We start from the raw sequence: 24,629 nt of genomic DNA, 5'->3' as shown, positions 1-24,629 counted from the left end.
CGGGCACGGGGTGCCCGCCCTACATCAAGGCGTCGACTTCCTGCGCCGTCGGCGCATACGGCCCGGCGTGCATCGCGGCCGTGGCGGCCACCGCCGCGATGCGCGCGAGCTGGCGCGCGGCCGGCATCTCCGGGTGGAGCAGCATGCCGCTGATCCATCCCGCCATCGATGCGTCGCCGCAGCCGACGGTATCGGCCACGTCCACGCGGCGCGCCGGCGCGTGCAGCACGTGATCGCCGCGGATCAGCGACAGCCCGTCGGCACCGCGCGTGAACAGGATCTCGGCGTCGGGCGCGAGCGCGCGCAGCGCGGCCAGGGCATCGTTCAGCGCCAGGCCCGGAAACAGGCCTTCCAGGTCTTCATCCGACACCTTGATGTGGCTGGCGATGCCCGCGATCAGTTCGAACGTGGGCCGGTACGACGCGTCGCGCATCGCGTTGCGGAAGTTCGGATCGAAGGCGATGCGCTTGCCGGCCTGGCGCGCCATCAGGGCCTGCTCCACGAGCCGTCGCGCCAGCGGCCGGCGCGCCAGCGCCAGGCTGCCCACGTGGATCACGTCGGCCGCGTCGAGCCAGCCGGCGGGCAGCAACTCGGGCCGGAAGTGCAGGTCCGCGCTGTTCTCTCCGAGGAAGACGTAACGGGGCGGATGGCGCGACGTGACCATCGCGATGAACGGCGGCGCATCGACGCGCTGCAAAAAGCGCGCGTCCAGGCCGGCCGCGCCGCTGGCGTCCGCGGTCTCGTCGCCGAAGGCATCCATGCTCACGGCGCCGGCATAGCCCGTGTGCAGGCCCAGGCGCGCGCCGACGCGCGCCACGTTCCAGCAGGAGCCGCCGGGGAGCGAGCGCCAGCTGCCGTCGTCCTGGCGGATCATGTCGGTCAGCGCTTCGCCGAAGACGACGTAACGGGGGAGTCGTTGTTCTTGCATGGTATTAGTTCGCCTGTTGTTGATAACGCCATTTATCGAGCATCACGGCCAGCACGATGACCGTGCCCTTCGCCACGTACTGCCAGAACGACGACAGGCCGAGGATCGTGAGGCCGTTGTTCAGCAGGCCGATGATCAGCGCGCCCGTGACGGTGCCCCAGATCGTGCCCACGCCGCCCATCAGGCTCGTGCCGCCGAGGACCACCGCGGCGATCGCATCGAGCTCGTAGCCGGAACCCCAGTTGCCGTTCGCGCCGTACAGCCGGCTCGCGGACATCGCACCCGCGGTGCCCGCGCACAGGCCGGAAAACGCATACACGAACACGAGGACGAGGCCGACCTTGATGCCGGTGAGGCGCGCCGCCTGCGGATTGCCGCCGACCGCGTACACGTGCATGCCGAGCACCGTGCGGCGCAGGATGAACCAGGCGGCCAGCACGAGCGCGACGGCGACCCACACGAGCCACGGCAGGCCCGCGAACGAATCGTTGCCGATCCACTCGAAGGTCGGGATCTCGCGGTTCAGGATCGTGGTGCCGTCGGCCAGCAGGTACGCGGTGCCGCGCAATGCGGTCATCGTGCCGAGCGTGACGACGAATGGATTGATCTTGAAGACGGCGACGAGCAGGCCGTTCAGCAGGCCCATGCCGAGGCCCGCCAGCAGGAAGACGGGCAGCGCCAGCGCCGGCGCGTGGCCGGGCAGCGACGCGATCATGCCGAGCACCGCGGACACCGCCAGCACCGAGCCGACCGACAGGTCGATGCCGCCGGTGAGGATCACGAACGTCATGCCCGTCGCGAGCACGAGGTTGATCGAGCTTTGGCGCAGCACGTTCATCGTGTTGGCCAGCGTCGCGAAATTCGACACGCCGTCTTCGGCGAAATACCCGGTCAAACAATAGAACACGACGTACAGTGCGACGAGCACGGGCAGCATGCCCATCGTCGCGAACATGCGCGACAAGGCCTGCCTGGCGCCGCCGTGCGTGGCCGCGGGCCGCGCCGTGGGGAGGGAGGATTTCAGAGTTTGCATGATGGAGTCTCCTATGCGGCCTGGGCCTGGGTGGCCAGCGCCATGATGTTTTCCTGGGTGATGTGTGCGCCGGAGAGCTCTCCGGACAGCCAGCCTTCGCGCATGACGAGCACGCGGTCGCACACGCCGATGATTTCCGCCAGCTCGCTCGAGATGCACAGCACGGCCACGCCGGCATCGGCCAGCTCGTGGATGATCCGGTAGATCTCGTGCTTGGCGCCGATGTCCACGCCGCGCGTCGGCTCGTCGAGGATCAGCACGCGCGGCCCGATCTCCAGCCAGCGCGCCAGCAGGAGCTTCTGCTGGTTGCCGCCCGAGAGGCCGCCGATGATGCCGTCCGGCCCCGCGCCGCGCGCGGACAGTTTGACGATCGCATCCCGCGTCACCTGCAGCAGCTCGCCGCGGCGGAGCACCCCGCAGCGCGCATGCTTGCCGAGGACGTTCATGGTCACGTTCGCCAGCAGCGACTGTTGCAGGAACAGGCCCTGTCCCTTGCGGTCTTCCGGCACGTAGGCGATACCGAGGCGGATGGCGTCGGCCGGCCCGCGGATGGCCGCCGCGCGGCCGTCGACTTCGACCGTGCCGCCGGCCATCCGGTCGGCGCCGAAGATCAGGCGCGCCAGCTCCGTGCGGCCCGCGCCGACGAGGCCCGCGAGTCCGACGATCTCGCCGGCGCGCACTTCCAGCGATGCCGGATGCACCCTGGCGCCGCACACGTCCGTCAGCTTGAGACGCACGGGGCCCGGCGCGCGCCGCCGCGCGTGCTCATAAAAGCCGCCGAGTTCGCGGCCGACCATCATGCGCACGACCGTGTCCGGCGTCGCTTCGTCGCGGGTCAGTTCGCCGATCCACGTGCCGTCGCGCAGGACACTCACGCGGTCGGCCAGCATGCGCACCTCGGCCATGCGGTGGCTGATGTAGATGATCGCGATGCCGCGGTCGCGCAAGGCCCGCATCACGTCGAACAGGCGCGCCGTCTCGCGCTCGGACAGCGCGGCCGTCGGCTCGTCCATGATCAGCACGCGGCTGTCGTGCACGAGGGCGCGGGCGATTTCGACCTGCTGCTGGTCGGCGATCGAGAGGCCGCTCGCGATGCGCGTGGGAGAAAACGTCGCGCCGAGGCTTTTCAGCACGTCGGCCGCGCGCCGGTTCATCTGCGCCGTGTCGACGATGCCGAGGCGCCCGCGCGGCTCCGCGCCCATGAAGATGTTCTGCGCGACGGTCAGGTTGGCCGCGACGGACAGCTCCTGGTAGATCAGGTTGATGCCGCAGGCGCGCGCGTCGAACGGACAGGTGATGCGCACCGGCTTGCCGCCCACGCGGATCTCGCCCGCATCCGGCTGGTACACGCCGGCCAGGATCTTCATCAGCGTGCTCTTGCCCGCGCCGTTTTCTCCCATCAGCGCGTGGATTTCGCCGGGGCGGACGGTCAGTTGAACCCCGTCGAGCACCGTGACGGCGCCGAACCGCTTGCGGATGCCGGATACCTCCAGCACGGGTGGTGGATTGATTGTTGCCATGTCTCCTCCTGTGAGGTTTAGTGGCTGGCCCAGCCCTTGTAGGCCGCCACGTTGTCTTTCGTGATCGCCGGCGTGGGAATCAGCACGACCGGATTGGCCGGCCGCTTGCCGTTCATGATTCCGTAGCCGATCTCGACGGCCATCGTGGCCATCTTGTAGGGGTCTTGCGCGGTGGTGACGGCGAAGATGCTGTTCTTCGACCTCAGTGCCGCTTCCGCATCGGGCGCGCCGTCGACGGACGCGACCATCTGCACGTCGGCACGCCCGGCCTGCTTGACCGCGAGTTCGGCGCCGATCGCGGACGGATCGTTGATGGCGAACACGGCGTCGATGCGGCGGTGCGCGATCAACAGGTTCGTCATGACTTCCATGCCGCCGTCGAGGCTGCCCTTCGCATCCTGGTTGTCCGACACGATCCGGATGCCCGTGCCGGCGAACGCCCGCCTGCAGCCGGCCACGCGCGCGGTCACGGCGGTGACGGGCGGACCGTTGACGATCACCACGTTGCCCTTGCCGTGCAGGCGATCGACGATGCGCTTGCACGATTCGGTCCCGGCCATCGTGTTGTCGGACATGATCGTCGCATCCGCATTGTCGGCGCCGACGTCGACGGCGATGACGACGATCCCGGCGTTTCTCGCCTTTTGCAGCACGGGCGCGATGCCCTTTGGATCGGACGCGTTGACGATGAGGATGTCGACCTTGTTGGCGATGAAGTTTTCGACCTGGCCGACCTGGGTGTTGAGGTCGTATTTGCTGGAGACGGTCGTGACCCGGACCTTGTCGCCGCCGACCTTTCGGGCGGCATCGGCGGCGCCCTTGCCGATGGCGACAAAGTATGGATTGGCGAGGTCGCTGACGGCGACGCCGACGGACCTCAAAGGGCCCGCTGCCTGGGCCGATGCGGCCAGCGAGAGGGCGATCGCCGCGATGCAGGCGAACATGGCTTGTCGTTTCATGACGATGTCTCCGAGCTGTTTTATGTGTCTTGATGCTTCGTTATGAAACAACTTTACACGTGTCGACTTTTTGTCGTCAACAGATTTTTTTAAAGATTTTTTAATAGTTGAGTGATCACAACGACATGTGCTCCGCAGTGCCGGAACGGTGCCCGTGCCGGGAGAATGTGCGCTCTTATTGCATGCAAGTATTTTTGCTATGATGGTGACGTGCCTGCCGGTGGCGAGCGAACTTTACACGAGTAAACAAACTGATGAAAACTGCGCAGAATGCCCATGTCTCCCGTGGCGGCCCGGTCACGATGCACGACGTCGCCGCGCGTGCCGGCGTATCGCGCGCGACGGTGTCGAAGTATTTCAACGACCGCGAAGGTTTGAAGGCCGACACGCTGGCCCGCATCGAACAGGCATGCCGCGAGCTCGAATACGTGCCCGATCCGCACGCCGTCACACTCGTGCGCGGGCGCTCGCGCATGGTCGGCGTCATCCTGCCGGTCGTGAACGAGCCGTTCTTCGCCGAAGCCCTGCGCGCGATCGAAGAGAAGGCCAAGTCGCTCGGCATGGACGTGATCATCCAGTGCTCGTACAACGACCCGGCCGAGGAAGCGGCGGCGCTGATGACGATGCGCTCGATGAAGGTGGCGGGCGTGATCCTCACCGCCGTCGCATCGAAGGCCAACCTCGACCTGCTGCTGCGGCTGGAGCAGGAAATGCGCATCGTCTACATGGACAGCTATGTGCACGAAGACTGCAACTACGTGATGAACGACAACCGGCAAAGCATGGCGATGCTGACCCGCTACCTGCTCGGCCGCGGCCACCGGCCGGCCTATCTGGGGGCGCCGCCCGTCGCGCATCCGTCGCCGGAAGAACGGCTCGCCGGCTATCTGGACGCGATGGCGGAAGCGGGCGTGGAACCGCACATCGTGCCCGCCAGCACGCAGCCGTCGTGGGATTTCGAAGCGTATGCGTTCCGCCACGTGCTCGACTGGCTCGCGAGCGGCGCCTGGAAACGCGCCGGCGTCACGGCGCTGGCCTGCGGCACCGACAGGCTCGCGATCGGCGCGATGTCCGCATGCCGGCGGTTCGGCCTCGTGCCCGGCCAGGACCTTGCCATCGTCGGCCACGACGACCTGCCCATTTCCGCCTATCTGCACCCGCCGCTGACCACGTTCCGGCAGGACGTGGCCGCCATCGGCGTGGCCGCGATGGCATGCCTGCAGGCGCAGCTCGACGGCACCGACGCGGCGCCGTACCGCAAGCGTTTTACGGGCGGACTGGTGCCGCGCGAGTCGGCCTGAGGACGTTCAGCGTTTCGGCAGGAACCACCTGGCGGCGGCGCGCGCGTTCGCCTTGACCGTGTAATCGATCTTGGCGATCTGCTCTTCCAGCGCCTCGGCCAGCACGCTGCCCGGGCTGGGCGGCGGCAGGTGCAGGTGGGCGTCCGCCTCGCCGTAGTCGCGGCGGATCTCCATGCCGGCCTTTCTGGCGATGTGCATCATCGTGCGGTTCGACGACAGGCACTGCATGTACAAGGTGTCGACGTCGGAATTGCGGCAGTGGATCGCCGCCCGTTCGAACAGGCGCGTGCCGACGCCCTGCCCGCGCGCCGATGTCGACACGGAGACGCCGAACTCGGCCACCTTTTCCTTGTCCGTGTAATGGATGCTGTCCGGATGCGCCTCGCGTGACGTGAACGCAAGATGGCCGACGCCGACCAGCTGGAACACGCGGTTGTAGACGCCGAACACGATGTCGTTCGTAAAATCGAGCTTCGCGACATACGCCTCGACCTGCTCGTCCGGCAACACGCTGCCGAAGCGCAGCAGGCGGTCGTCCCGGTCGAGGGCCAGGAAGTGGCGCAGCACGCGCCGCCGGTCGCGCTCGCGCAGCGCCTTGACGAGCACGGTCTGGCCGTCCTTCTTGCCGAAGAAGGTTTTCAGCCAGTGGCGGAGGGGATGGTCCTGCATGATGATCGATTGTGCACCGCAACAAAAACTCACCCATTGTAACGGATGCGCGACGTATTTCAACGTCCGCCGACGCGGCTCCAGTCCACCATGGTGTCGTCCGGCGCCAGCAGGCGGCCGTCCCGGGCATGCACCTCCAGGGGCCGCACCGGCTGCCCACGTTCGCGGTCGACCAGCCGGACATGCGCCTCGCCGGGCGCGAAAAAATAATCCTCGCCCCACTGGCGCAGCGCGACGAGCAACGGGAACAAGGCCCTGCCCTTGTCGGTCAGCCGGTATTCCAGGTGGGCGCCGCCATCGGCGGCCGGCACGGCATCGAGAATCCCGTGATCGAGCAGGTTGCGCAGCCGCGCCGCCAGGATGTTCTTGGCCAGCCCCAGGCTGCGCTGGAATTCGCCGAAGCGCGTCAGGCCGCCAAAGCAGTCGCGCACGATCAACAGCGACCAGCCGTCGCCGATCGCATCCAGCGGGCGCGCCACGCCGCACGGCACGTCGTGGTGACTGGTGCGCTTGACCATCGTCCCTCCCTGCTGTCTTGATGGTTGCATATTAAAACCACATGGCGTATAAAGCAAATGGTTTCATTTTAAAACCATTCAATTTTGAACTGCGAGACAGCCATGATCCGATCAGACGACACCTTCGACGGCACGTTTTCCTACCGCCCCCATTTCAGCGACGCTCCGGGTTTCCGGATGCACTACGTCGACGAGGGGCCGCGCGACGGGGAAATCATCCTGTGCCTGCACGGCGAACCGACCTGGGGCTATATGTTCCGCCGCCTGATCGCCAGCCTGTCCGGGACGTACCGCGTCATCGCGCCGGACCACATGGGGTTCGGCAAGAGCGATACGCCGCCGGATCGCAGCTATTGGCTGCAAGACCACATCGACAATCTCGAACGATTCGTGCTGGCGCTGGACCTGCGCGGCATCACGCTGCTCATGCACGATTTCGGCGGTCCGGTGGGCATGGGCCTGGCGGCCCGGCATCCGGAGCGGATCGCGCGCATCGTGTCCGCCAACGGTCCCACGCCGTTTGGCCAGGAGAGCCTTGCGGCGCGGCTGGCGGCGAACGCCCGGGAATCCCCGTGGTTCCAATGGATACTGAAAGCGCATGAAGAAAAGCGGCTGGAGACGGTGCTCGGCGAACTCGGCTTCAATATCCTCAGTACGCTCAAGCTCAACGGTTTCGAGAACCACGCATTGATCGACGAGACCTGGCTGCGCGCGTATGCGGCGCATTACGCCACGCCTGCCAACTGCGCCGGCGCGATCGGCTGGGCCAAGGGATTCGCCACCGGCGCACACCGGTTCGAGACGCCCGGCACGGCGGCCAGGCAGGCGATCGGGCTCAAGCCCGCTCTCGCGATCTGGGGACTGGCCGACCGCACGCTGCATGCACAGCACTTCCTGCCGCTGTTCGGCGAACTGTTTCCACAGGCGGAAGTACACACGCTACCGGGTGTCGGACATTACTGCATCGAAGACGCGCCCGATACGATCGGAACGCTCGTCGCACAGTTCCTGCGCAACACCTGAGGGCGGTATCGGTCCGGGGATCAGTCGCGCGCGTCGCGCAGCTCTGCCTTGACGGCACTCACCCGCGCCGCATGCACGGCTTCCGGAATCTTTTCACGGTTTTCCACATGACGCGCCGCCACCTCGCCCGCGTTCACGGCGCGCGCCGCGTCCAGCGCGCGCAGCAGGTACGGCGCCTGCGGATACGCGCGGCTGCGCATCTCGTGGTGTTCGTCCCCGCGCCCGCGCGCGTCGCATTCGGACGCCAGCAGCATCTGCGCGAAGCGGTCCGGCTTGCGGAAGGCGTCGCAGCGTTCGAACAAGGTGACGATCGTGTTCGGGCGCAGGTCGAGCGCGCGGCTGACGTTGCCGTGCTCGCGCGCCGTCATGACGGCCAGGTCGCGGCATTCCGTCGGCACGCGCAGGCGCCTGGACAGTGCCGTGATCAGCTCCGGCCCCATGCCTTCGTGGCCGTGGTGCTTCGGCCAGTGTTCGGACGGCGTCGCACCCTTGCCCAGGTCGTGCATCAACGCGGCGAAACGCACGGGCAGGTCGTAGCCCCGTGCAGCCGCGTAATCGATCACGAGCATCATGTGCACGCCCGTGTCGACTTCGGGATGGTGCAGCGGCGGTTGCGGCACGCCCCACAGCGCATCCAGTTCGGGCAGGATGCGCGCCAGCGCGCCGCAGTCGCGCAGCACGGCCAGCATGCGCGACGGCTTTTGCTCCATCAGCCCGCGCGACAATTCCTGCCACACGCGCTCCGGCACGAGGGCGTCCACCTCGCCCGCGTCGACCATCTGCCGCATGAGCGCGAGCGTCGTGTCGGCCACGGTGAAATCGGGGAAGCGCGCGGCGAAGCGCGCCAGGCGCAGGATGCGCACCGGGTCTTCGGCGAACGCCGCCGACACGTGGCGGAACACGCGGTCGCGCAGGTCCTGCAAGCCGCCGTACGGGTCGACGATGGTGCCGTCCTCGGCGCGGGCCATCGCATTGATGGTCAGGTCGCGGCGGATCAGGTCGTCTTCCAGCTTGACGTCGGGGGACGTATGGAACACGAAGCCGTGGTAGCCCGGCGCCGTCTTGCGCTCGGTGCGCGCGAGCGCGTATTCCTCGTGCGTTTGCGGGTGCAGGAAGACGGGAAAGTCCTTGCCGACCGGCCGGAAGCCCTTGGCGATCATGTCCTCGGGCGTGGCGCCGACGACGACCCAGTCATGGTCCTGGACGGGCAGTCCCAGCAACGCATCGCGGACGGCGCCGCCGACCACATAGGCCTGCATCGTCAGTCCGGCAGTTCGTCTTCGTGGGCGCCGGCGATCTCGGTTTCCGCCATCGCCTCCTCGATCCAGCGCGCCACGGCCGGATGCGCCAGCACGCGCTCGCAATACGCCTGCAGCGCGGGCGCGAGCGCCACGCCGTACGTCCGGAAGCGGGACACGACCGGCGCATAAAAGGCGTCGGCGATGGAAAAGTCGCCGAACAGGAAATGATGGTGGCCGAAGCGCGACAGGCACTCTTCCCAGATCTCGCAGATGCGGCCGATGTCGGCCTGGGCGCCCGGCGTGCGGCCGCGGCCCGGCAGGCGCGCCTTGATGTTCATCGTCATCGCGGTGCGCAGGTCGGCAAAGCCGGAGTGCATCTCGGCGACGACGGAACGGGCCAGCGCGCGCGCCGCCACGTCCTGCGGCCACAGGTGCTTGTCGGGGAATTGCTCGGCCAGGTATTCGCAGATCGCCAGGCTGTCCCAGATCGTCATCTCGCCGGCCAGCAGCACGGGCACGCGGCCGGATGCCGAGTAGCGGGCGATGTCCGTGGCCGTGTCCGGCTGGTCGAGCAGGACGCGCACTTCCGTGAACGGGATGCCGGCCGCCGTGGCGGCCACCCAGGGGCGCATGGACCACGAGGAATAATTCTTGTTGCCGATGACCAGGGTCAGGCCGGCCTGGCGTGCGTTGTCGAGAGTCTGCGTCAAAGTCGGATCGAGGTCGAGAGTCTGCATGGTGTGGCGTGATCGTTGAGGTCAGCGCCCGGCACGGGCGCGCAGGACGTCGAGTCCGCCGGGAGGCGCCAGGTACTGCGGCGCGACGGCCTCGAGCGCCGTGAGCTTGATTCCCAGCGCCGCTGTTGTCAAGACTTTATTGTCCGCGGACGGGTGAATGACGTTGTCGACCTTCATCGAATCGAGGTTGTCGCGCGTGATGACGGGCTCGCCGGGCAGCAGTTCGAAGAACAGCGCCTGCAGCCGCGCCAGCGCATCCGGCAAGGCGACGATCTTGCGCTCGTGGCCGGCATAGCGGCCGGCCAGCCGCACCAGTTCGCCCAGTTCGTACACCTGCGGCCCGCCCAGTTCATAAGTGAGACCGGCCGTGTGCGGGTCGAGCAGCGCGCGCACGAACGCTTCGGCCACGTCGCCCACGTACACGGGCTGGAAGCGCGCATGGCAGCCCGCGAGCGGGACGATGGGCAGGTGGCGCTGCAGCCGCGCGAACATGTTGAGGAAGTGGTCTTCGGGACCGAACACGACGGAAGGGCGGAAGATCGTCGCCGCGACGGTCGCCTGGCTCGCCGCGGCCGCTTCGCCATCGGCCTTCGATCGCTGGTACATCGACGGCCCGTGCCGGTCGGCGCCCAGCGCGCTCATGTGCAGGTAGCGCGGCACGCCTTCGGCCGCGCAGGCGCAGGCGATGCGGTGCGGCAGGTCGACGTGGACGCGGCGGAAGTCCGGGCCGTACGGATCGCCGCGGCGCGAATGCAGGATCCCGACCAGGTTGATGACGGCATCGTGCCCGGCCACGAGGCGGCGCAGCGCCGCCTCGTCGTGGAGATCGGTCTGCACGATGTCGACGCCCAGCGGCATCAGGTGCATCGCGTGGCTTTCGTGCCGCGTGGGCACGACGACGGACACGGCGTGTTCGGACAGCCTGGCCGCCAGGTGGCTGCCGATGAACCCGGTCCCGCCGAACAACACTACCGACTGCTCGTGCATGATGTCTCTCCGATGCGTGTCCGGCATGCCGCGGTCACGGCAGGCCGATGCCGCTCGTGCGCGGCGTGATCGTCCCCAGGCGCGCCTTGAGCGACTGCGGACGCTTCTCGAACAAGGCGGCGTAGTTCGTCGCGTTCGACATCACGTTGCGCACGTAGGTTCTTGTTTCGTCGAACGGGATGGTCTCGACGAACACGGCCCCTTCCATCGGCGCCGTCAGCAGGCCGCGCCACGTGCGCGCCCGGCCCGGACCGGCGTTGTAGGCGGCCGTCGCCAGCACCTGCGACCCGTCGGCATTGTTCAGCACCATGTTCAGGTAATTGGTGCCGAGTACGATATTCGTCCGGATATCGCTGAGCATGCCGTGGCCATAGTCCGTCAGGCCGATCTTTTCCGCCACCCACTTGCCGGTCGACGGCATCACCTGCATCAGGCCGGCCGCGCCGACGCCGGACTGGGCGTCGCTGACGAAGCGCGATTCCTGGCGGATGAGCCCGTAGACCCAGGCCTGGTCCAGGCCGAGGCCCTGCGCCGTCGGATGCAGGATGTCGTTGTGCGGCGCCGGAAAGCGCTGGGTGTAGTCGAACTCGGTGCGCGTGCGTTCGGAGGTGGACAGCATGCGGTCGAGGATGTCGTTCTGGCGCGCGAACTCGGCGGCGGCCAGCAACTGGCGCTCCGTAAAGCCGTTCAGTGCCCAGTTCCATTCGCGCGTGCCCTCGAAGCGCATGCGCATCGAAAAGAATTTCAAGGCGCGCCTGAACCCGGGATTGGCGGCCACCTGCGCCAGCTCGGCCGGCGTGGGCGGTACGGCGCTCGGGGGGATGCTGATCTGCATGCCCAGCTCTTCCATCGCCAGCTGGCCATAAAAACTGTTCTGGTCGGCGATGCGGCGGAACAGCGCCTGCGCATCCTCGCGCCGGCCTTCGGCCAGCAGGGCGCGGCCCAGCCAATAGGTCCAGACGGGCTCGTCGTGCTGCTGCGTGGACATCGACTCGATCGTCGTGCGCACCGTCTTCCAGTCGCCGCGGCGCAGCGCGATGCGGGTCTTCCACTCCAGCTGGTTCCACGTCAGCGGCGCCCTGGCCGCCCGCTTCCAATCGTCGTACGCCTCGGGCGCCAGGGCGAGCGAGGCGGCCAGCGCAATGTTCGACCAGCCGATCGCGCTTTCCTCGGCCGACAGCCTGGACGCGTTCCTGTTCAGCGCCACCGTCGCCAGTTTCAGGCTCGTGCGCGCCATACGGCCGATGGCGACGAGGTAGATCTCGTGCTCGGCGCGCGTCTTGCCGACGCCGCGCGCCATCGCCACGGCCGGCAGGTCGACGGCCTGGGCGGCGCGCGTGTCGGACGCGCCCAGCAGCAAGGCCGTGCGGCGCGACGGTCCCGTCGCGTGCATTTCGCCGGCGAGGCGCAGCTGGGCCAGCAGGTCGTTGTTCGTCAACTGCCCGGACTGGACGAGCTGGTTGACGAGCGCGGCGCAGGCTTCGCCGTACATCGGCGGATTGTCGAGCAGCAGACGGGCCTCGGCCGCGACGTTCTGGCCCTTCGCGGCGCGCGACAGCAGCGCGTAGCATTTCACCTGGTAATCGTCGTTCTTGACGAACAGCGGCAGCTCGCGGTCGAAGTTGGCCCAGTCGCGCTTGCGGCCGAGCTCCAGCAGCCAGTCGTTGCGCAGGCGGTCGGCGATGGCGCTGCCGTCGTAGCGCTTCAGGAAATCCTGGATTTCCTCGTTGGCAGCGTCGCGCAGACGCGGTTTGAGCCGATAATAGTCGACGTAAGACGGAATCGCGTAGTTCGGCAGGCGTGCCGCCAGCGCCGCGGCCTTGTCGGCATCGTTCTTGCGGGCGGCGTCGCGCAGCTGCATGAATATCTCGTCCTGCTCGCGACTCGCGTCCGACTGCGGTGCCGAAACGGGCGCGATGACGGGCGGGGTAGGCGCAGGCACGCCGGGCGCGGTGGCCGCGGCGGGGGTGGGCTGTGTCGTGCCGGGCGAGGCGGCCTGGGCCGCGACGCCGGGCGACGCGAGGAAGAGCAGGCTGGAGGCGGCACATACGGCGCCGGCAAACAGTTTCTGCGACATCAACAATTCGATGTTCAATGTAGGCTTCATTTCATCCATGACCGGCGAATCAAGAATACCATGCCCCTCGAGCCCAAGCGTGGCGGACGAGAAACAGGCGGCGAAGACGGCATTGCGCAAGGCGCTCAGAACTACACGTGGGGCGCTTGACTCCGCAATCAAGGTCCAATGGGATGCGCACATCGGCGCCCAGGTCGTCGCGTGGTGGCGCCTGCGCCAGGTCGACACGATCGGCGTGTACTGGCCGCTGGCCGGCGAACCCGACCTGCGGGCAGCGTATTCCGAGCTGCACCAGGCCGGCGTGCGCCTCGCCTTGCCCGTCGTGATGGAGCGCGACGCGCCGCTGACGTTCACGGAATGGACTCCCGGCGAACCCATGCTGCCGGACGAAGCGGGCGTGCAGGTGCCGGCCCAGCTGCGCTTCATCGAGCGTCCGCCGGCCCTGCTGATCCCCTGCCTCGGTTTCAATGCCGACGGATATCGCCTCGGCTATGGCGGCGGCTATTACGACCGCACCCTCGAACTGCCGCCGCGCCCGCACACGTTGGGCATTGCCTACAGTAACCAGGAAGCCGTGTTCTCGCACGCGCCGCACGACGTGCCGCTGGACGTGATCGTGACGGAAACCAGCAACGTCATCTGAGATTAACAATGCAGGCGCAGGGCGGGCTCCCCGAGCCCGCGCATGACGTTCGCGTAGCGCCGGCGTTGGCGTAGCGCCGGCGTTCGCGTGGGCGGGGGCCGCCCACCCTACGGCAAAACAAAATGCCCCGGACGAGCGCCGGATCAGGAAGCGGCGATACGCTGCCAGATCGCGGTCGTGGCCGCCGCCTGGTTCATGCTGTAGAAATGCAGGCCGGGTGCGCCGCCGGCGAGCAGGCGCTCGCACAGGCCGCTCACCACGTCCAGGCCGAACGCCTTGATCGACGCGGAATCGTCGCCGAAGCTGGCCAGTTTCAAACGGATCCAGCGCGGAATCTCGGCGCCGCACATGTCGGAAAAGCGCATCAACTGGGTGTAATTCGTGATCGGCATGATGCCGGCCACGATGGGCACGTCCACACCGAGCTTGCGCACATTGTCCACGAACTGGAAATACGCGTCCGGATTGTAGAAATACTGCGTGATCGCGGCATTCGCACCAGCCTGCACCTTGCGGGCGAACGCCTGCAGGTCGTCCTGCGGGGACCTTGCCTGCGGATGCATTTCCGGATACGCGGCCACTTCGATGTGGAACCAGTCGCCCGTTTCCTGGCGGATGAACTCGACGAGATCGCTGGCATAGCGCAGTTCACCTGCGCCGCCATAGCCGCTCGGCAAGTCGCCGCGCAGGGCCACGAGGCGGCGGATGCCCTTGTCCTTGAATTCCTGCAGGATCGCGCGGATCGATTCGCGCGTGCCGCCGACGCACGACAGGTGCGGTGCGGCATCGTGCCCCTCGGCGAGGATCTCGAGCACGGTGGACAGCGTGCCGTGCTGGGTACTGCCGCCGGCGCCGAACGTCACGGAGAAATATTTCGGATTCAGCTCGGCCAGCTTCTGGCGAGCCACGCGCAGTTTTTCCGCGCCCTCGGACGTCTTGGGCGGGAAAAACTCGATACTGATGTTAGGGGTTTCCATCTTTATTGAGAAGTAAGGTAGAAAGCGCCCACGAAATGACACTGTACAGGATCGCCGCCAGGAAGGCGGACCAGAACCCGGCCACATGGAAGCCCGCGACGAGGTGCGCGACCAGCCAGAACAGCAGCGCATTGATCACCAGGATGAACACGCCGAGCGACACGACCGTCACCGGCAGGGTCAGCACGACGAGCACGGGACGGATCACCGTGTTTACGAGTCCCAGGACGAGCGCGGCCACGAGGGCGGCACCGAGATTGTCGACCGATACCGAATGCATCAGGTAAGGCAAGGCCATCAGGGCTGCCGCATTGATCAGCCAGGTCAGGAGCAAACGCATGGTTGTGTCTTTCGTGAGAGGTTGTCCAGCACGCCGGCACCCTCGACGATGGAATCCGGGGGTGCGCGGCGTCAATTCACGGAAGAGCTTACCAGATCAATAACGGTAGTGTTCCGGCTTGTACGGGCCTTCCTTGCTCACCGTGATATAGGCGGCCTGCTCGTCCGTCAGCTCGGTCAGCTGGGCGTTGAGCTTCCTGAGCTGCAGGCGGGCGACTTTCTCGTCCAGCTTCTTCGGCAGCGTGTACACGCCGACCGGGTAGGCGGCGGTATTGGAGAACAGTTCGATCTGGGCGATCGTCTGGTTCGCGAACGACGAGCTCATCACGTACGACGGGTGGCCCGTGCCGCAGCCCAGGTTCACGAGGCGGCCTTCGGCCAGCAGGATGATGCGCTTGCCGTCCGGGAAGATGATGTGGTCGACCTGCGGCTTGATGTTTTCCCACTGATACTTGCGCAGCGCGGCGACTTCGATCTCGTTGTCGAAGTGGCCGATGTTGCAGACGATCGCCTGGTCCTTCATGCGCGCCATGTGCTGCTCGGTGATCACGTGGTAGTTGCCGGTGCAGGTGACGAAGATGTCGCCGTGTTCGGCCGCCATGTCCATCGTGACGACGCGATAGCCTTCCATCGCGGCCTGCAGGGCGCAGATCGGGTCGATCTCGGTGACCCAAACCTGGGCCGACAGCGCGCGCATGGCCTGGGCCGAGCCCTTGCCCACGTCGCCATAGCCGGCGATGACGGCGATCTTGCCGGCGATCATGACGTCGGTCGCGCGCTTGATGCCGTCGACCAGCGATTCGCGGCAGCCGTACAGGTTGTCGAACTTCGACTTGGTCACGGAGTCGTTGACGTTGATCGCAGGGAACGCCAGCTTGCCTTCCGCGTGCATCTGGTACAGGCGGTGCACGCCGGTCGTGGTCTCTTCCGTCACGCCCTTGATTTCCGGCAGGCGCTTCGAGTACCACTGCGGATCGACGGCCAGGCGGCCCTTGATCGCGTTGAACAGGCAGATCTCTTCTTCCGAACCCGGCTTGTCCAGCACCGAGATATCTTTCTCGGCGCGCACGCCCAGGTGCAGCAGCAGCGTGGCGTCGCCGCCGTCGTCGAGGATCATGTTGGCGTGGTTGTCACCCGGCCATTCGAAGATGCGATGGGTGTATTCCCAGTACTCGTCCAGGGTCTCGCCCTTGACGGCGAACACCGGCGTGCCGACCGAGGCGATGGCGGCGGCGGCGTGGTCCTGCGTCGAGTAGATGTTGCACGACGCCCAGCGCACTTGCGCGCCGAGCGCTTCCAGCGTGCGGATCAGCACGGCGGTCTGGATGGTCATGTGCAGCGAACCGGCGATGCGCGCGCCCTTCAGGGGCTGGCTGGCCGCGTATTCCTCGCGGATGGCCATCAGGCCCGGCATTTCGGTTTCGGCGATGCGGATTTCCTTTTCGCCCCACGAGGCAAGGCCGATGTCGGCCACGAGGAAGTCCTGGGAAGTGTTTTTGAGTACGGCGCTCATCACGCCCTCCTTTCAAGTTAAGAAAAAAGTAACGTGAGCGCGGTGTTGATATCCGAGCCTGGCGAAAGAGAATCTTTCGTCGCAACGCTCCTCGGAATTCATTAGTTTAACACGGTGTGGCGAACTTGGGCCCCGTCTGCGCTGGGACGACTGCATAAAGCAACACGCATCGAGCCGTCGCCCCCGCGCAGGCGGGGGCCCAAGTTGAGCCGGCTTTACGCCAGGCCGGCTTCGGCGCGCAGCAGCGCGGCCTTGTCGGTACGCTCCCAGCTGAATTCCGGCTCTTCGCGGCCGAAGTGACCGTAGGCGGCCGACTTGGTATAGATCGGGCGCAGCAGGTCGAGCATCTGCACGATGCCTTTCGGGCGCAGGTCGAAGTGTTCCATCACCAGTTCGGCGATCTTCTCGTCCGAAATCACGCCGGTGCCTTCCGTGTAGACGGTGATGTTGATCGGACGGGCGACGCCGATCGCGTAGCTGACCTGCACCTGGCACTGGCGCGCCAGGCCGGCGGCCACGACGTTCTTGGCGACGTAGCGCGCGGCGTAGGCGGCCGAGCGGTCGACCTTGGACGGGTCCTTGCCGGAGAACGCGCCGCCGCCGTGCGGTGCCGCGCCGCCGTACGTGTCGACGATGATCTTGCGGCCGGTCAGGCCGCAGTCGCCCTGCGGGCCGCCGATGACGAAGCGGCCGGTCGGGTTGACCAGGTAGCGGGTATCCTGCAGCCACTCGCGCGGCAGCACCGGCTTGATGATCTCCTCGATCACCGCTTCCTCGATCTGGCTGTGGCTGACTTCCGGCGCATGCTGGGTCGACAGCACGACGGTGTTCACGGACACCGGACGGCCGTTGACGTAACGCAGTGTGACCTGCGACTTGGCGTCCGGACGCAGCCACGGCAGGCGGCCATCCTTGCGCAGCTGCGACTGGCGCTCGACCAGGCGGTGCGCATAATAAATCGCGGCCGGCATCAGTTCCGGCGTTTCGTCGCAGGCGTAGCCGAACATCAGGCCCTGGTCGCCGGCGCCCTGGTCGAGGTCGATGCCCGCGCCTTCATCGACGCCCTGCGCGATGTCCGGCGATTGCTTGTCGTAGGCGACCAGTACGGCGCAACCCTTGTAGTCGATGCCGAAATCGGTGTTGTCGTAACCGATGCGTTTGATGGTGTTGCGCGCAACTTGAATATAATCGACGTTTGCGTGCGTCGTGATTTCCCCGGCCAGAACCACCAGACCCGTGTTGCACAGCGTTTCCGCGGCAACGCGCGCGCGCGGATCCTGCTCCAGGATGGCGTCGAGAATGGCGTCGGAAATCTGGTCGGCGACTTTGTCCGGGTGGCCCTCCGAAACGGATTCGGAAGTGAAGAGGTAGTCGTTGGAAGACATTAAGGCTCCTGATACTGTTATGAAAATTGCCGCAGCATCAAAGCCTGCGACGCTTTAGCGATATTTATATTCCGCTTCGCAAGTTGTCATTAACTCCGCGGATGCTACAAATGGTATTTTACGCTCCTCTAAAAATTCTGGCACAGCAACTCGTCGGTTCTCTACCCTAAATCAATAAATGCTTGTTCTTTTGTTTCGGATCCTGTCGTTTTTTCCGCTACGCGCGCTCCACGCGCTCGGCGCGGCGCTCGGCTGGATTGTCTATCTCCTATCGCCGTCGCACCGCCGGCGCCTGCGCGACAACCTCGAGCGGGCCGGCTATGGCGGCCATTTGCACGCAGCGATCGCCGAATCCGGCAAGGCCATCGCCGAGCTGCCCTTCGTCTGGTGCGCGCCGCAGGAACGCGTCACCCGCCACGTCATCATGGAAAACTGGGAACTGGTCCAGCGCCAGCTCGACGCCGGCCGCGGCATCGTCTTCCTCACGCCGCACCTGGGCTGCTTCGAGCTGACGGCCCAGCAGGTGTCGCTGCGCGTCGAACTGACGGTCATGTACCGCCCGCCGCGCCAAAGCGCCCTGAAACCCCTCGTCGAGGGCGCGCGCGCACGCCAGCACATGCACCTGGCGCCGGCCAACCTGTCCGGCGTGCGCATGCTCGTCAAGGCCCTGCGGGCCGGCCAGCCGGTGGGCGTGCTGCCGGACCAGGTGCCGCAGGAAGGCGAAGGCGTGTGGGCCCCCTTCTTCGGGCGTGACGCCTATACGATGACACTGCCCGCCAAGCTGGCGCAGCTGGGCAAGGCCGACATCCTGACCGTGTACGCGGAACGCCTGCCGCGCGGCCGCGGTTTCGCGATCCGCTTCGTGCCGTTCGACGGGTCGCTGGAGGGCGACGCCGCCCAGCAGGCCGCCGGCATCAACCGCCAGATGGAAAAACTCATCGCCTTCTGCCCCGCCCAGTATTTCTGGAGTTACAACCGCTACAAGAAGCCGCAAGGCGTTGCAGCACCGCAAGCCGAGACAGTCGCATGAGGTTCCTGATTTTCCTGTTGTGGCTGCTGCACTTCCTGCCGCTGCCTGTCCTCGGCCGCATCGGCAACACCATCGGCTGGCTGATGTATTACGCGATCCCCAAGCGCCGCAAGATCGCCCTGATCAACCTGCGCCTGTGCATGCCGGAACGGAGCGAAGCGGAACGGGTCGACATCGCCAAGCGCCACTTCATGGCGTATTCGCGCAGCATCCTGGAGCGCTCGCTGATCTGGTGGGCGCCGCTCAAGCGCGTCCACGGCCTGATCGACATCGTCCCGGCCGTGCCGAAAGCCCAGCTGGAGACCGAACCGGTCATCCTGTTCTGTCCCCATTTCGTCTGCCTGGACGTGGCCGGCGTGGCGTCGCGCGTCGTGCCGCTGTCGAGCATGTACGCGCCGCAAAAGAACAAGGCGTTCGACGACCTGTTGCGCTACGGCCGTGAACGCTACGGCCCGGTGCGCCTGTTTACCCGCAACGACGGCATCAAGCCGATCATCCGCGCACTGCGCGAAAAAATGCCGTATTTCATGCTGCCGGACATGGATTTCGGCGAGAAGGATGCCGCCTTCGTCCCATTCTTCGGCGTCCCGGCCGCGACCTTGACGGCACTCGGCCGACTGGCGGGCGCGACCGGCGCCAAGGTCATCCCGGTCGTGGCCACGTTCTTGCCCAACTACAAAGGCTATCGGGTAGAGTTCTATCCGGCATGGGACGATTTCCCGGGCGACGACATCATCGCCGCCACCCGCCGCATGAACGCCTTCATCGAGGACCGCGTGCGCGAACATCCGGCCGAGTATTTCTGGACGCACAAACGCTTCAAGACCCGGCCGCCCGGCGAACCTTCGTTCTACGATTAATACCGCTAGCAACATCAGGAATACCATGAAACTCAAGTTCACCAAGATGCACGGCGCCGGCAACGATTTCGTCGTGATCGATGCGATCAACCAGCAACTCGACCTCGGCCCTGAACAATGGCGCCGCCTGGCCGACCGCCGCTTCGGCATCGGCGCCGACCAGATCCTGATCGTCGAGCGCCCGGCCGCGGCGGACAGCGATTTCCGTTACCGCATCTACAACAACGACGGCGGCGAGGTCGAGCAGTGCGGCAACGGTTCGCGCGCCTTCGTGCGCTTCGTCAGCGACAAGGGGCTGACGAATAAACGCAGCATCCGCGTCGAAACGATGAGCGGCATCATTACCCCGCGCCTGGAAGACGACGGCAGCATCACGGTGGACATGGGCGCCCCGATCCTGGAACCGGCCCGGGTGCCGTTCGATGCCGCCGGCCTGGAAGGCGTCGCCGAAGGACGCGACACCCTGTGGCCGATCACCGTCTCGCACAAGGGACAGGACAAGACCGTGCTCGTGTCGACGGTGTCGATGGGCAATCCGCACGCGGTGCAAGTCGTCGACGACATCGACGCGGCGCCCGTCCTCGAGACCGGCCCGCAGATCGAACACCACCCGCGCTTCCCCCGGCGCGTCAATGCCGGCTTCCTGCAGATCGTGGACCGCGGCCGCGTCAAGCTGCGCGTCTACGAACGCGGCGCCGGCGAGACACTGGCCTGCGGCACCGGCGCCTGCGCCGCCGTCGTGGCCGGCATCCGGCGTGGACTGCTGGATTCGCCTGTGCAGGTACAGGCGCGCGGTGGCCAGCTGACCATCCGCTGGGCCGGCGAGGGCCAGCCCGTCTATATGAGTGGTCCGGCCGAGACCGTGTTCGAAGGCGAGATCGAAATCTGACGCAGGACTGGCCGCTTGCCCTCAGGCGGCCAGTGAATAATTTCCATCGTCGGCGCCCGGGTCGACGCCATCCGTGTCGGGCAACAGGCTGCGCAACCGGTACAGGCGCTGGCGATAATTCCCTTCCGGACCGCCCGGGCCGCAATCGACGCTCTCGAACACGAGCGCCGCGCGGTCGAGCAGTTGGCGCTCCGGCGCCGTTTCCACCGAGATCAAACGGCGCCGGCTGCGCCCGTAGCTGGCGCGGATGTCGATCACCAGGCAGTGGCCGCGGTCGGCATTGCGGATATCCAGCAGCAGCGCCTCGGCCCGGCTGAGGCCGAAGGCCACGGCCAGCTCCAGGCGCACGGCCAGCAGCGGATGGGCCGCAAGGTCCCGTCCCGCCATCAGCGCCTCCATGTCCGCCCAGGCGCCGGGCTGGCGCGGCGCCAGCTTGCGCAAGGCGGCCACGGCCTTGGGGCAGCCCTGCGCCGCCGCCTTTTGCAGCCAGAACAGGGCACGCACATCGTTGTTCTCGTTCTCGCGCCGCGCGCGCCACGCCGCGTTCCCGCATTCGAGCTGGGCATCGCGATAGCCCATCTCGGCCGCACGCTCCAGGTATTTCTGCGCTTCCAGGACGTTACGCTGCGAAAATTCCGGTTTTATATAGATGCGCGACAAGGCGTACCAGGCCTCGGCCAGGCCCTGCTCGCCGGCCTGCGTCAGCCAGCGCACGGCCTTCTTGAAATTGGCCGCGCCATGGCTGCCGGGAATGCGCTTGCCGTCAACCCGCATGCGGGCGCACCACAGGCCGAGCGCGAACTGGGCATGGCGGTCCTGCTCGGCGGCAGCGATTTCCCAAAACCTGAGCAATTCGTCCTGGCTGACGTCGTGCGGCGCCTCGTTTGCTTCGGCCAGCCGGGCGCAGCGCGACAGCAGCTGCACCTCGTCCGGCGCCAGCCGGGCCGCCGCGTGGTCCTGGGCGGCGTCGGAACCGGCCAGGACACGCGCCAGCGGGAGCGCACGCTCCAGCCACGCGGACCAGCGGCCGGCTGTCCAGTCCTGTTCCAGCAGCGCGAACTGCGCGGCGCCGACGCCGCTGTCGGCCGCCTGGCGCAACCACCGCTGGCCGGCCGGGCTGGCCACGGGCGCGCGGACGGCCGGCTCGTCCGTCTCGGGCGGAGCAGCGCCATGTTCGCGCGCGAGCAGCCACTGCGCTTCAGGGAAGCCGGCACGGGCCGCGTCTTCCAGGGCCTGCAGGGCCTTGGTGCGCTCGGCCGGCGTGCACCGACCGGCGCGCGCCGCGCCCAGGACCAGTTGGGCATAGGCGAGCCCGGCGCGCACGAGCCCGCCGTCGTACGCGCGTTCGTACCAGCCGGCGACCGACTGTGAATTGTTACGCGCGAGATCGACCGGAATATGGTTGCCGATCAAATTCCATGCTTCTGCACAACCTTGCTGCGCGGCACGGTCGAGCCAATGGAGGGCTGTGGGCAGGCTCCTGGGCAGCCCGGCGCTGCCGAACAGATAGAGCCGGCCCAGGGCCAGTTGCGATTCGGCGCGTCCGGCGCGTGCGCCGCGGATGACCGCCAGTTCTTCACGATTTGCCATCGTTCTCTTCTGATGTTTGAGACGCCTAGGAAATGTACGCAACACAATGAACGCAGATGCGCACAAGATCGCCTACGATGCGCTACCGATGAGCTCATGTGGCGCGCACTGCGGTAGCAATGGGCGTCGGATGGGCCAGAGTCTAAAGCCGCGTCGGCACGATTCGCCTGCGATTCCAAAGGCCTTTGAGCCCGCACAAACCCTGCCGTGGTACGGGGACCGAATGATGGTGTTTGGAAACTTAAACGAGGCTTAAGGTGCGCCCCTGCCGCCACCACGGCCGTTTCGAAAATACAACAGCACGATTGGATTTATTGGCTTTCGACCAAGTGCAACAGTCATAATTGACAAATCAAACAATCTTGACGCATTAAGCATTTAAGGTTCACACATCCGAGTGTTCAGCAACTAATAAAAATCTCAATGCTCTCTGGATTCCTTCGATTCACTTTTTAGGACAAAAATAGATGAAAAAAACCCTCGTCGCAGCCGCTCTGCTGGGCGCATTCGCTAGCGTGGCGCAAGCTCAAACCGCTGTGCAAATCTACGGCACCATCGACGTCGGCATGGTCAAGCGCACCGACCAGACCCTGAACATCGGCAAGCGCGCCTCCAACACCCTGGGCTTCAAAGGTACTGAAGACCTGGGCAACGGCCTGAAAGCACTGTTCCAGGTCGAAATGCGTTACGACCCGGACACCGGCACCAACGAAAACAACGGCCGTCCGCTGTTCCAGGGCCAGACCCGCGTCGGCCTGCAGGGCGACTTCGGTATGGTCCGCCTGGGCCGTGGCCTGACCCCGTTCCAGGAAATCGTCGGTTCGTTCGAGCCGTGGCACGGCCTGGCATCCCCGGCCGGTTTCTACACCGACATCAGCGTCGCCGGCTTCAACTCGGCTCCGCTGGACGTCAACACCGGCGGCGGCTCGCCGAACAGCAACCGTATCTCGAACGCGATCTTCTATAACTCGCCGGTCTCGAACGGCTTCCAGGTGAACGCTTCGTGGGCCTCGAAAGAAGCCAACGGCGGCAGCCTGACCGGCGTCGGCGCCGGCGCTGCCAGCTACACGGCAGGCCAGCAGGCTTCGGCCAACCCGTTCTCGATCGCTGGTACCTACAACAACGGTCCGGCCGCCGCGATGCTGGCTTACGAGCGCAACGCCGTCGAATCGAAGGTCTGGTCCGTCGCAGGTTCGTTCTCGGTGACCCCGGAACTGAAACTGATGGGTACCTACTCGCACCAGAACATGGAGCACACCAACACCCAGCGTCCGACCATCAAGGGCGCCGAGATCGGTGCAACCTACGCTGTGGGCCCGGGCAAAGTCCTGGCCGGCTTCGGTATCAAGAAGCAGGACGAGAACTTCCGCCTGCACGACCTGATCACCCGCCAGTACTCGCTGGGCTACGAATACAGCCTGTCGAAGCGTACGTACCTGTACGTCGATGCTTCGCGCAAGACGAACATCTTCAGCCAGGCGACCGGCGCGGCTTCGGGCACCCCGACCGTCAACCACTACGACGTGGGCCTGAACCACTCGTTCTAAGCTGACCACGCGGGGGCAACCCCGCTGTGTCGCACCGCAAGGGCGGACCTGGGCAACCGGGTCCGCCCTTGTTGCATCCGGCGCCGCTTCGATGATGCGGCTGCGGTACAGTGCCAACAGGAAATCCGTGACGACCCATTGCTGTCGGTTAAAATGAATGGTCTACCCATCTCGCAAGCCGCACATGACCGCATCACTGGATTCCACCGCCATCGCCCAATACCTGGTCGACCATCCGCAGTTTTTCGTCGAGCACGCCGCCCTGCTGGGCGAAGTAAAACTGTCGAGCCCACTGACGGGCCGTGCGGTATCGCTGCAGGAGCGCCAGATGGAAGTCATGCGCGACAAGTACCGGGTTCTGGAACTGCGCATGTCCGAGCTGGCGCGCCACGCCGAGGAAAACGCGGCCATCGCGAACCGTTTCCACGGCTGGACCCAGCAATTGCTGCGCACCCGTGCACACGATGAGATCCCGAGCGCCGTGGCCGACGGCCTGGTCAAGCATTTCATCGTGCCGCAAGCCACGCTGCGCCTGTGGAAACTGACGCCCGAGCACGCCGGCACCTGGTATACGAACGGCGTGTCCGAGGACGTGCGCCTGTTCGCCAGCAGCCTGCGCGCGCCCTACTGCGGTCCGAACAAGGAATTCGAAGCGGTCGGCTGGCTCGCAGGCGCCGAGCCGGCCGAGGCGGACGCGGTGCGCTCGACCGTGCTGTTGCCGCTGCGCGCCGGCGGCAGCGCCTTCGGCCTGCTCGTGCTCGGCTCTCCGGATCTGGAACGCTTCAGCGCCTCGATGGCGACGGATTTCCTCGTCCACATCGGCGAGACGGCCAGCACCGCCCTCGCCCCACTGCTCGCCTGAC

The 24,629-nt window shown here is 66.2% G+C and carries 23 protein-coding genes and 1 riboswitch; of the genes, 8 read left to right on the top strand and 15 right to left on the bottom strand.

Translation table 11 applies throughout. The features are described 5' to 3' along the window. Window positions 1-19: 19 nt before the first annotated feature. From ACEN9Q_RS27080 to ACEN9Q_RS27065, 4 genes are read right to left on the bottom strand one after another with little or no spacing between them, the layout of a single operon-like run. Complete coding sequence (locus tag ACEN9Q_RS27080) at window positions 20-928, bottom strand: carbohydrate kinase family protein (protein WP_495626654.1); 909 nt, start codon at window positions 926-928, stop codon at window positions 20-22. A gap of 4 nt (window positions 929-932) precedes the next feature. Continuing rightward, window positions 933-1,961 carry an ABC transporter permease subunit gene (locus ACEN9Q_RS27075; protein WP_495626653.1) on the bottom strand — a complete coding sequence of 343 codons (1,029 nt, stop codon included), beginning with the start codon at window positions 1,959-1,961 and terminating at the stop codon, window positions 933-935. Window positions 1,962-1,972: 11 nt separating this feature from the next. Next, window positions 1,973-3,481, bottom strand: a complete 1,509-nt coding sequence (locus ACEN9Q_RS27070; RefSeq protein ID WP_495626652.1) for a sugar ABC transporter ATP-binding protein — start codon at window positions 3,479-3,481, stop codon at window positions 1,973-1,975. 17 nt (window positions 3,482-3,498) lie between these two features. Further along, window positions 3,499-4,440 carry an ABC transporter substrate-binding protein gene (locus tag ACEN9Q_RS27065; RefSeq protein WP_495626651.1) on the bottom strand — a complete coding sequence of 314 codons (942 nt, stop codon included), beginning with the start codon at window positions 4,438-4,440 and terminating at the stop codon, window positions 3,499-3,501. A gap of 254 nt (window positions 4,441-4,694) precedes the next feature. Here ACEN9Q_RS27065 and ACEN9Q_RS27060 point away from each other — a divergent pair, with 254 nt between their 5' ends. Further along, a complete protein-coding gene (locus tag ACEN9Q_RS27060; protein WP_082548021.1) occupies window positions 4,695-5,741 on the top strand; it encodes a LacI family DNA-binding transcriptional regulator in 1,047 nt (348 codons plus the stop codon). A 6-nt stretch (window positions 5,742-5,747) separates the two neighbouring features. Here ACEN9Q_RS27060 and ACEN9Q_RS27055 read toward each other — a convergent pair whose 3' ends face one another. Together ACEN9Q_RS27055 and ACEN9Q_RS27050 are read right to left on the bottom strand one after the other, a co-directional pair. Next, window positions 5,748-6,410: a GNAT family N-acetyltransferase gene (locus ACEN9Q_RS27055; protein WP_495626650.1), complete on the bottom strand. Its 663-nt coding sequence runs from the start codon at window positions 6,408-6,410 to the stop codon at window positions 5,748-5,750. A gap of 59 nt (window positions 6,411-6,469) precedes the next feature. Further along, window positions 6,470-6,928: a winged helix-turn-helix transcriptional regulator gene (locus tag ACEN9Q_RS27050; protein ID WP_495629003.1), complete on the bottom strand. Its 459-nt coding sequence runs from the start codon at window positions 6,926-6,928 to the stop codon at window positions 6,470-6,472. A 102-nt stretch (window positions 6,929-7,030) separates the two neighbouring features. On the opposite strand from ACEN9Q_RS27050, the gene ACEN9Q_RS27045 reads away from it, so the two are divergent. Beyond that, window positions 7,031-7,951: an alpha/beta fold hydrolase gene (locus ACEN9Q_RS27045; RefSeq protein ID WP_495626649.1), complete on the top strand. Its 921-nt coding sequence runs from the start codon at window positions 7,031-7,033 to the stop codon at window positions 7,949-7,951. A gap of 20 nt (window positions 7,952-7,971) precedes the next feature. On the opposite strand, the gene ACEN9Q_RS27040 is transcribed toward ACEN9Q_RS27045, so the two are convergent. The 4 genes from ACEN9Q_RS27040 to ACEN9Q_RS27025 are packed head-to-tail and all read right to left on the bottom strand — an operon-like array spanning window position 7,972 to window position 13,023. Continuing rightward, window positions 7,972-9,210, bottom strand: coding sequence for a multifunctional CCA addition/repair protein (locus ACEN9Q_RS27040; RefSeq protein WP_056442553.1), 1,239 nt, complete (start codon window positions 9,208-9,210; stop codon window positions 7,972-7,974). 2 nt (window positions 9,211-9,212) lie between these two features. Then, window positions 9,213-9,929 carry a glutathione S-transferase family protein gene (locus ACEN9Q_RS27035; RefSeq protein WP_056442551.1) on the bottom strand — a complete coding sequence of 239 codons (717 nt, stop codon included), beginning with the start codon at window positions 9,927-9,929 and terminating at the stop codon, window positions 9,213-9,215. A gap of 21 nt (window positions 9,930-9,950) precedes the next feature. Then, window positions 9,951-10,916 carry a complex I NDUFA9 subunit family protein gene (locus ACEN9Q_RS27030; RefSeq protein ID WP_056442550.1) on the bottom strand — a complete coding sequence of 322 codons (966 nt, stop codon included), beginning with the start codon at window positions 10,914-10,916 and terminating at the stop codon, window positions 9,951-9,953. 34 nt (window positions 10,917-10,950) lie between these two features. Then, entirely contained in the window at window positions 10,951-13,023 is a 2,073-nt protein-coding gene (locus ACEN9Q_RS27025; protein WP_495626648.1) for a lytic transglycosylase domain-containing protein, read from the bottom strand. A 49-nt stretch (window positions 13,024-13,072) separates the two neighbouring features. Here ACEN9Q_RS27025 and ACEN9Q_RS27020 point away from each other — a divergent pair, with 49 nt between their 5' ends. Then, window positions 13,073-13,636, top strand: coding sequence for a 5-formyltetrahydrofolate cyclo-ligase (locus ACEN9Q_RS27020; RefSeq protein WP_495626647.1), 564 nt, complete (start codon window positions 13,073-13,075; stop codon window positions 13,634-13,636). 143 nt (window positions 13,637-13,779) lie between these two features. On the opposite strand, the gene metF is transcribed toward ACEN9Q_RS27020, so the two are convergent. From metF to metK, 4 genes are all read right to left on the bottom strand, one after another. Beyond that, window positions 13,780-14,613 (bottom strand): methylenetetrahydrofolate reductase [NAD(P)H], encoded by an 834-nt coding sequence (gene metF / locus ACEN9Q_RS27015; RefSeq protein ID WP_495626646.1) that lies wholly within the window; start codon window positions 14,611-14,613, stop codon window positions 13,780-13,782. Further along, window positions 14,600-14,953, bottom strand: coding sequence for a phage holin family protein (locus ACEN9Q_RS27010; RefSeq protein ID WP_056442544.1), 354 nt, complete (start codon window positions 14,951-14,953; stop codon window positions 14,600-14,602). Before ACEN9Q_RS27010 ends, metF begins: the two co-directional genes overlap by 14 nt. Before the next feature lie 96 nt (window positions 14,954-15,049). Next, the gene (gene ahcY / locus ACEN9Q_RS27005; protein WP_322402174.1) at window positions 15,050-16,465 is read right to left on the bottom strand and encodes an adenosylhomocysteinase; all 1,416 of its coding nucleotides are present in this window, start codon (window positions 16,463-16,465) and stop codon (window positions 15,050-15,052) included. 28 nt (window positions 16,466-16,493) lie between these two features. Further along, a riboswitch (S-adenosyl-L-homocysteine riboswitch) is annotated at window positions 16,494-16,564 on the bottom strand. Window positions 16,565-16,680: 116 nt separating this feature from the next. Next, on the bottom strand, window positions 16,681-17,850 hold the full coding sequence (gene metK / locus ACEN9Q_RS27000; RefSeq protein ID WP_056442540.1) for a methionine adenosyltransferase: 1,170 nt from the start codon (window positions 17,848-17,850) through the stop codon (window positions 16,681-16,683). A gap of 178 nt (window positions 17,851-18,028) precedes the next feature. Here metK and ACEN9Q_RS26995 point away from each other — a divergent pair, with 178 nt between their 5' ends. Genes ACEN9Q_RS26995 through dapF form a run of 3 tightly spaced genes read left to right on the top strand, consistent with a single transcriptional unit; the run spans window position 18,029 to window position 20,629 of the window. Beyond that, on the top strand, window positions 18,029-18,880 hold the full coding sequence (locus ACEN9Q_RS26995) for a lysophospholipid acyltransferase family protein (RefSeq protein WP_495626645.1): 852 nt from the start codon (window positions 18,029-18,031) through the stop codon (window positions 18,878-18,880). Beyond that, window positions 18,877-19,740: a lysophospholipid acyltransferase family protein gene (locus ACEN9Q_RS26990; protein ID WP_495626644.1), complete on the top strand. Its 864-nt coding sequence runs from the start codon at window positions 18,877-18,879 to the stop codon at window positions 19,738-19,740. Before ACEN9Q_RS26995 ends, ACEN9Q_RS26990 begins: the two co-directional genes overlap by 4 nt. 25 nt (window positions 19,741-19,765) lie before the next feature. Further along, the gene (gene dapF / locus ACEN9Q_RS26985) at window positions 19,766-20,629 is read left to right on the top strand and encodes a diaminopimelate epimerase (protein WP_495626643.1); all 864 of its coding nucleotides are present in this window, start codon (window positions 19,766-19,768) and stop codon (window positions 20,627-20,629) included. Between the two features lie 21 nt (window positions 20,630-20,650). On the opposite strand, the gene ACEN9Q_RS26980 is transcribed toward dapF, so the two are convergent. Then, window positions 20,651-22,219, bottom strand: a complete 1,569-nt coding sequence (locus tag ACEN9Q_RS26980) for a tetratricopeptide repeat protein (RefSeq protein WP_495626642.1) — start codon at window positions 22,217-22,219, stop codon at window positions 20,651-20,653. Between the two features lie 467 nt (window positions 22,220-22,686). Between ACEN9Q_RS26980 and ACEN9Q_RS26975 the strand changes: the two genes are divergently transcribed. Both ACEN9Q_RS26975 and ACEN9Q_RS26970 read left to right on the top strand, forming a co-directional pair. Then, a complete protein-coding gene (locus tag ACEN9Q_RS26975; protein ID WP_056442524.1) occupies window positions 22,687-23,766 on the top strand; it encodes a porin in 1,080 nt (359 codons plus the stop codon). A 184-nt stretch (window positions 23,767-23,950) separates the two neighbouring features. After that, window positions 23,951-24,628, top strand: coding sequence for a DUF484 family protein (locus tag ACEN9Q_RS26970; protein ID WP_495626641.1), 678 nt, complete (start codon window positions 23,951-23,953; stop codon window positions 24,626-24,628). Window position 24,629: the final 1 nt, after the last annotated feature.

It is taken from the genome of Massilia sp. Masssp93, from assembly GCF_059491295.1.
Note: the sequence above shows the minus strand (reverse complement) of the source record. Positions and strands in the feature narration are given on the sequence as shown.

What these genes read in the sequence shown, in the direction of transcription:
- ACEN9Q_RS27060 (WP_082548021.1), top strand. Translation starts at nt 4,695, where the DNA reads ATGAAAACTGCGCAGAATGCCCATGTCTCCCGTGGCGGCCCGGTCACG.
- ACEN9Q_RS26990 (WP_495626644.1), top strand. Translation starts at nt 18,877, where the DNA reads ATGAGGTTCCTGATTTTCCTGTTGTGGCTGCTGCACTTCCTGCCGCTG.
- ACEN9Q_RS27040 (WP_056442553.1), bottom strand. Translation starts at nt 9,210, where the DNA reads ATGCAGGCCTATGTGGTCGGCGGCGCCGTCCGCGATGCGTTGCTGGGA.
- ACEN9Q_RS27075 (WP_495626653.1), bottom strand. Translation starts at nt 1,961, where the DNA reads ATGCAAACTCTGAAATCCTCCCTCCCCACGGCGCGGCCCGCGGCCACG.
- ACEN9Q_RS27070 (WP_495626652.1), bottom strand. Translation starts at nt 3,481, where the DNA reads ATGGCAACAATCAATCCACCACCCGTGCTGGAGGTATCCGGCATCCGC.
- ACEN9Q_RS26975 (WP_056442524.1), top strand. Translation starts at nt 22,687, where the DNA reads ATGAAAAAAACCCTCGTCGCAGCCGCTCTGCTGGGCGCATTCGCTAGC.
- ACEN9Q_RS27050 (WP_495629003.1), bottom strand. Translation starts at nt 6,928, where the DNA reads ATGGTCAAGCGCACCAGTCACCACGACGTGCCGTGCGGCGTGGCGCGC.
- ACEN9Q_RS27030 (WP_056442550.1), bottom strand. Translation starts at nt 10,916, where the DNA reads ATGCACGAGCAGTCGGTAGTGTTGTTCGGCGGGACCGGGTTCATCGGC.
- ACEN9Q_RS26980 (WP_495626642.1), bottom strand. Translation starts at nt 22,219, where the DNA reads ATGGCAAATCGTGAAGAACTGGCGGTCATCCGCGGCGCACGCGCCGGA.
- dapF (WP_495626643.1), top strand. Translation starts at nt 19,766, where the DNA reads ATGAAACTCAAGTTCACCAAGATGCACGGCGCCGGCAACGATTTCGTC.
- ACEN9Q_RS27010 (WP_056442544.1), bottom strand. Translation starts at nt 14,953, where the DNA reads ATGCGTTTGCTCCTGACCTGGCTGATCAATGCGGCAGCCCTGATGGCC.
- ACEN9Q_RS27035 (WP_056442551.1), bottom strand. Translation starts at nt 9,929, where the DNA reads ATGCAGACTCTCGACCTCGATCCGACTTTGACGCAGACTCTCGACAAC.
- metK (WP_056442540.1), bottom strand. Translation starts at nt 17,850, where the DNA reads ATGTCTTCCAACGACTACCTCTTCACTTCCGAATCCGTTTCGGAGGGC.
- ACEN9Q_RS27025 (WP_495626648.1), bottom strand. Translation starts at nt 13,023, where the DNA reads ATGAAGCCTACATTGAACATCGAATTGTTGATGTCGCAGAAACTGTTT.
- ACEN9Q_RS26970 (WP_495626641.1), top strand. Translation starts at nt 23,951, where the DNA reads ATGACCGCATCACTGGATTCCACCGCCATCGCCCAATACCTGGTCGAC.
- ACEN9Q_RS26995 (WP_495626645.1), top strand. Translation starts at nt 18,029, where the DNA reads ATGCTTGTTCTTTTGTTTCGGATCCTGTCGTTTTTTCCGCTACGCGCG.
- metF (WP_495626646.1), bottom strand. Translation starts at nt 14,613, where the DNA reads ATGGAAACCCCTAACATCAGTATCGAGTTTTTCCCGCCCAAGACGTCC.
- ACEN9Q_RS27065 (WP_495626651.1), bottom strand. Translation starts at nt 4,440, where the DNA reads ATGAAACGACAAGCCATGTTCGCCTGCATCGCGGCGATCGCCCTCTCG.
- ACEN9Q_RS27055 (WP_495626650.1), bottom strand. Translation starts at nt 6,410, where the DNA reads ATGCAGGACCATCCCCTCCGCCACTGGCTGAAAACCTTCTTCGGCAAG.
- ACEN9Q_RS27045 (WP_495626649.1), top strand. Translation starts at nt 7,031, where the DNA reads ATGATCCGATCAGACGACACCTTCGACGGCACGTTTTCCTACCGCCCC.
- ahcY (WP_322402174.1), bottom strand. Translation starts at nt 16,465, where the DNA reads ATGAGCGCCGTACTCAAAAACACTTCCCAGGACTTCCTCGTGGCCGAC.
- ACEN9Q_RS27080 (WP_495626654.1), bottom strand. Translation starts at nt 928, where the DNA reads ATGCAAGAACAACGACTCCCCCGTTACGTCGTCTTCGGCGAAGCGCTG.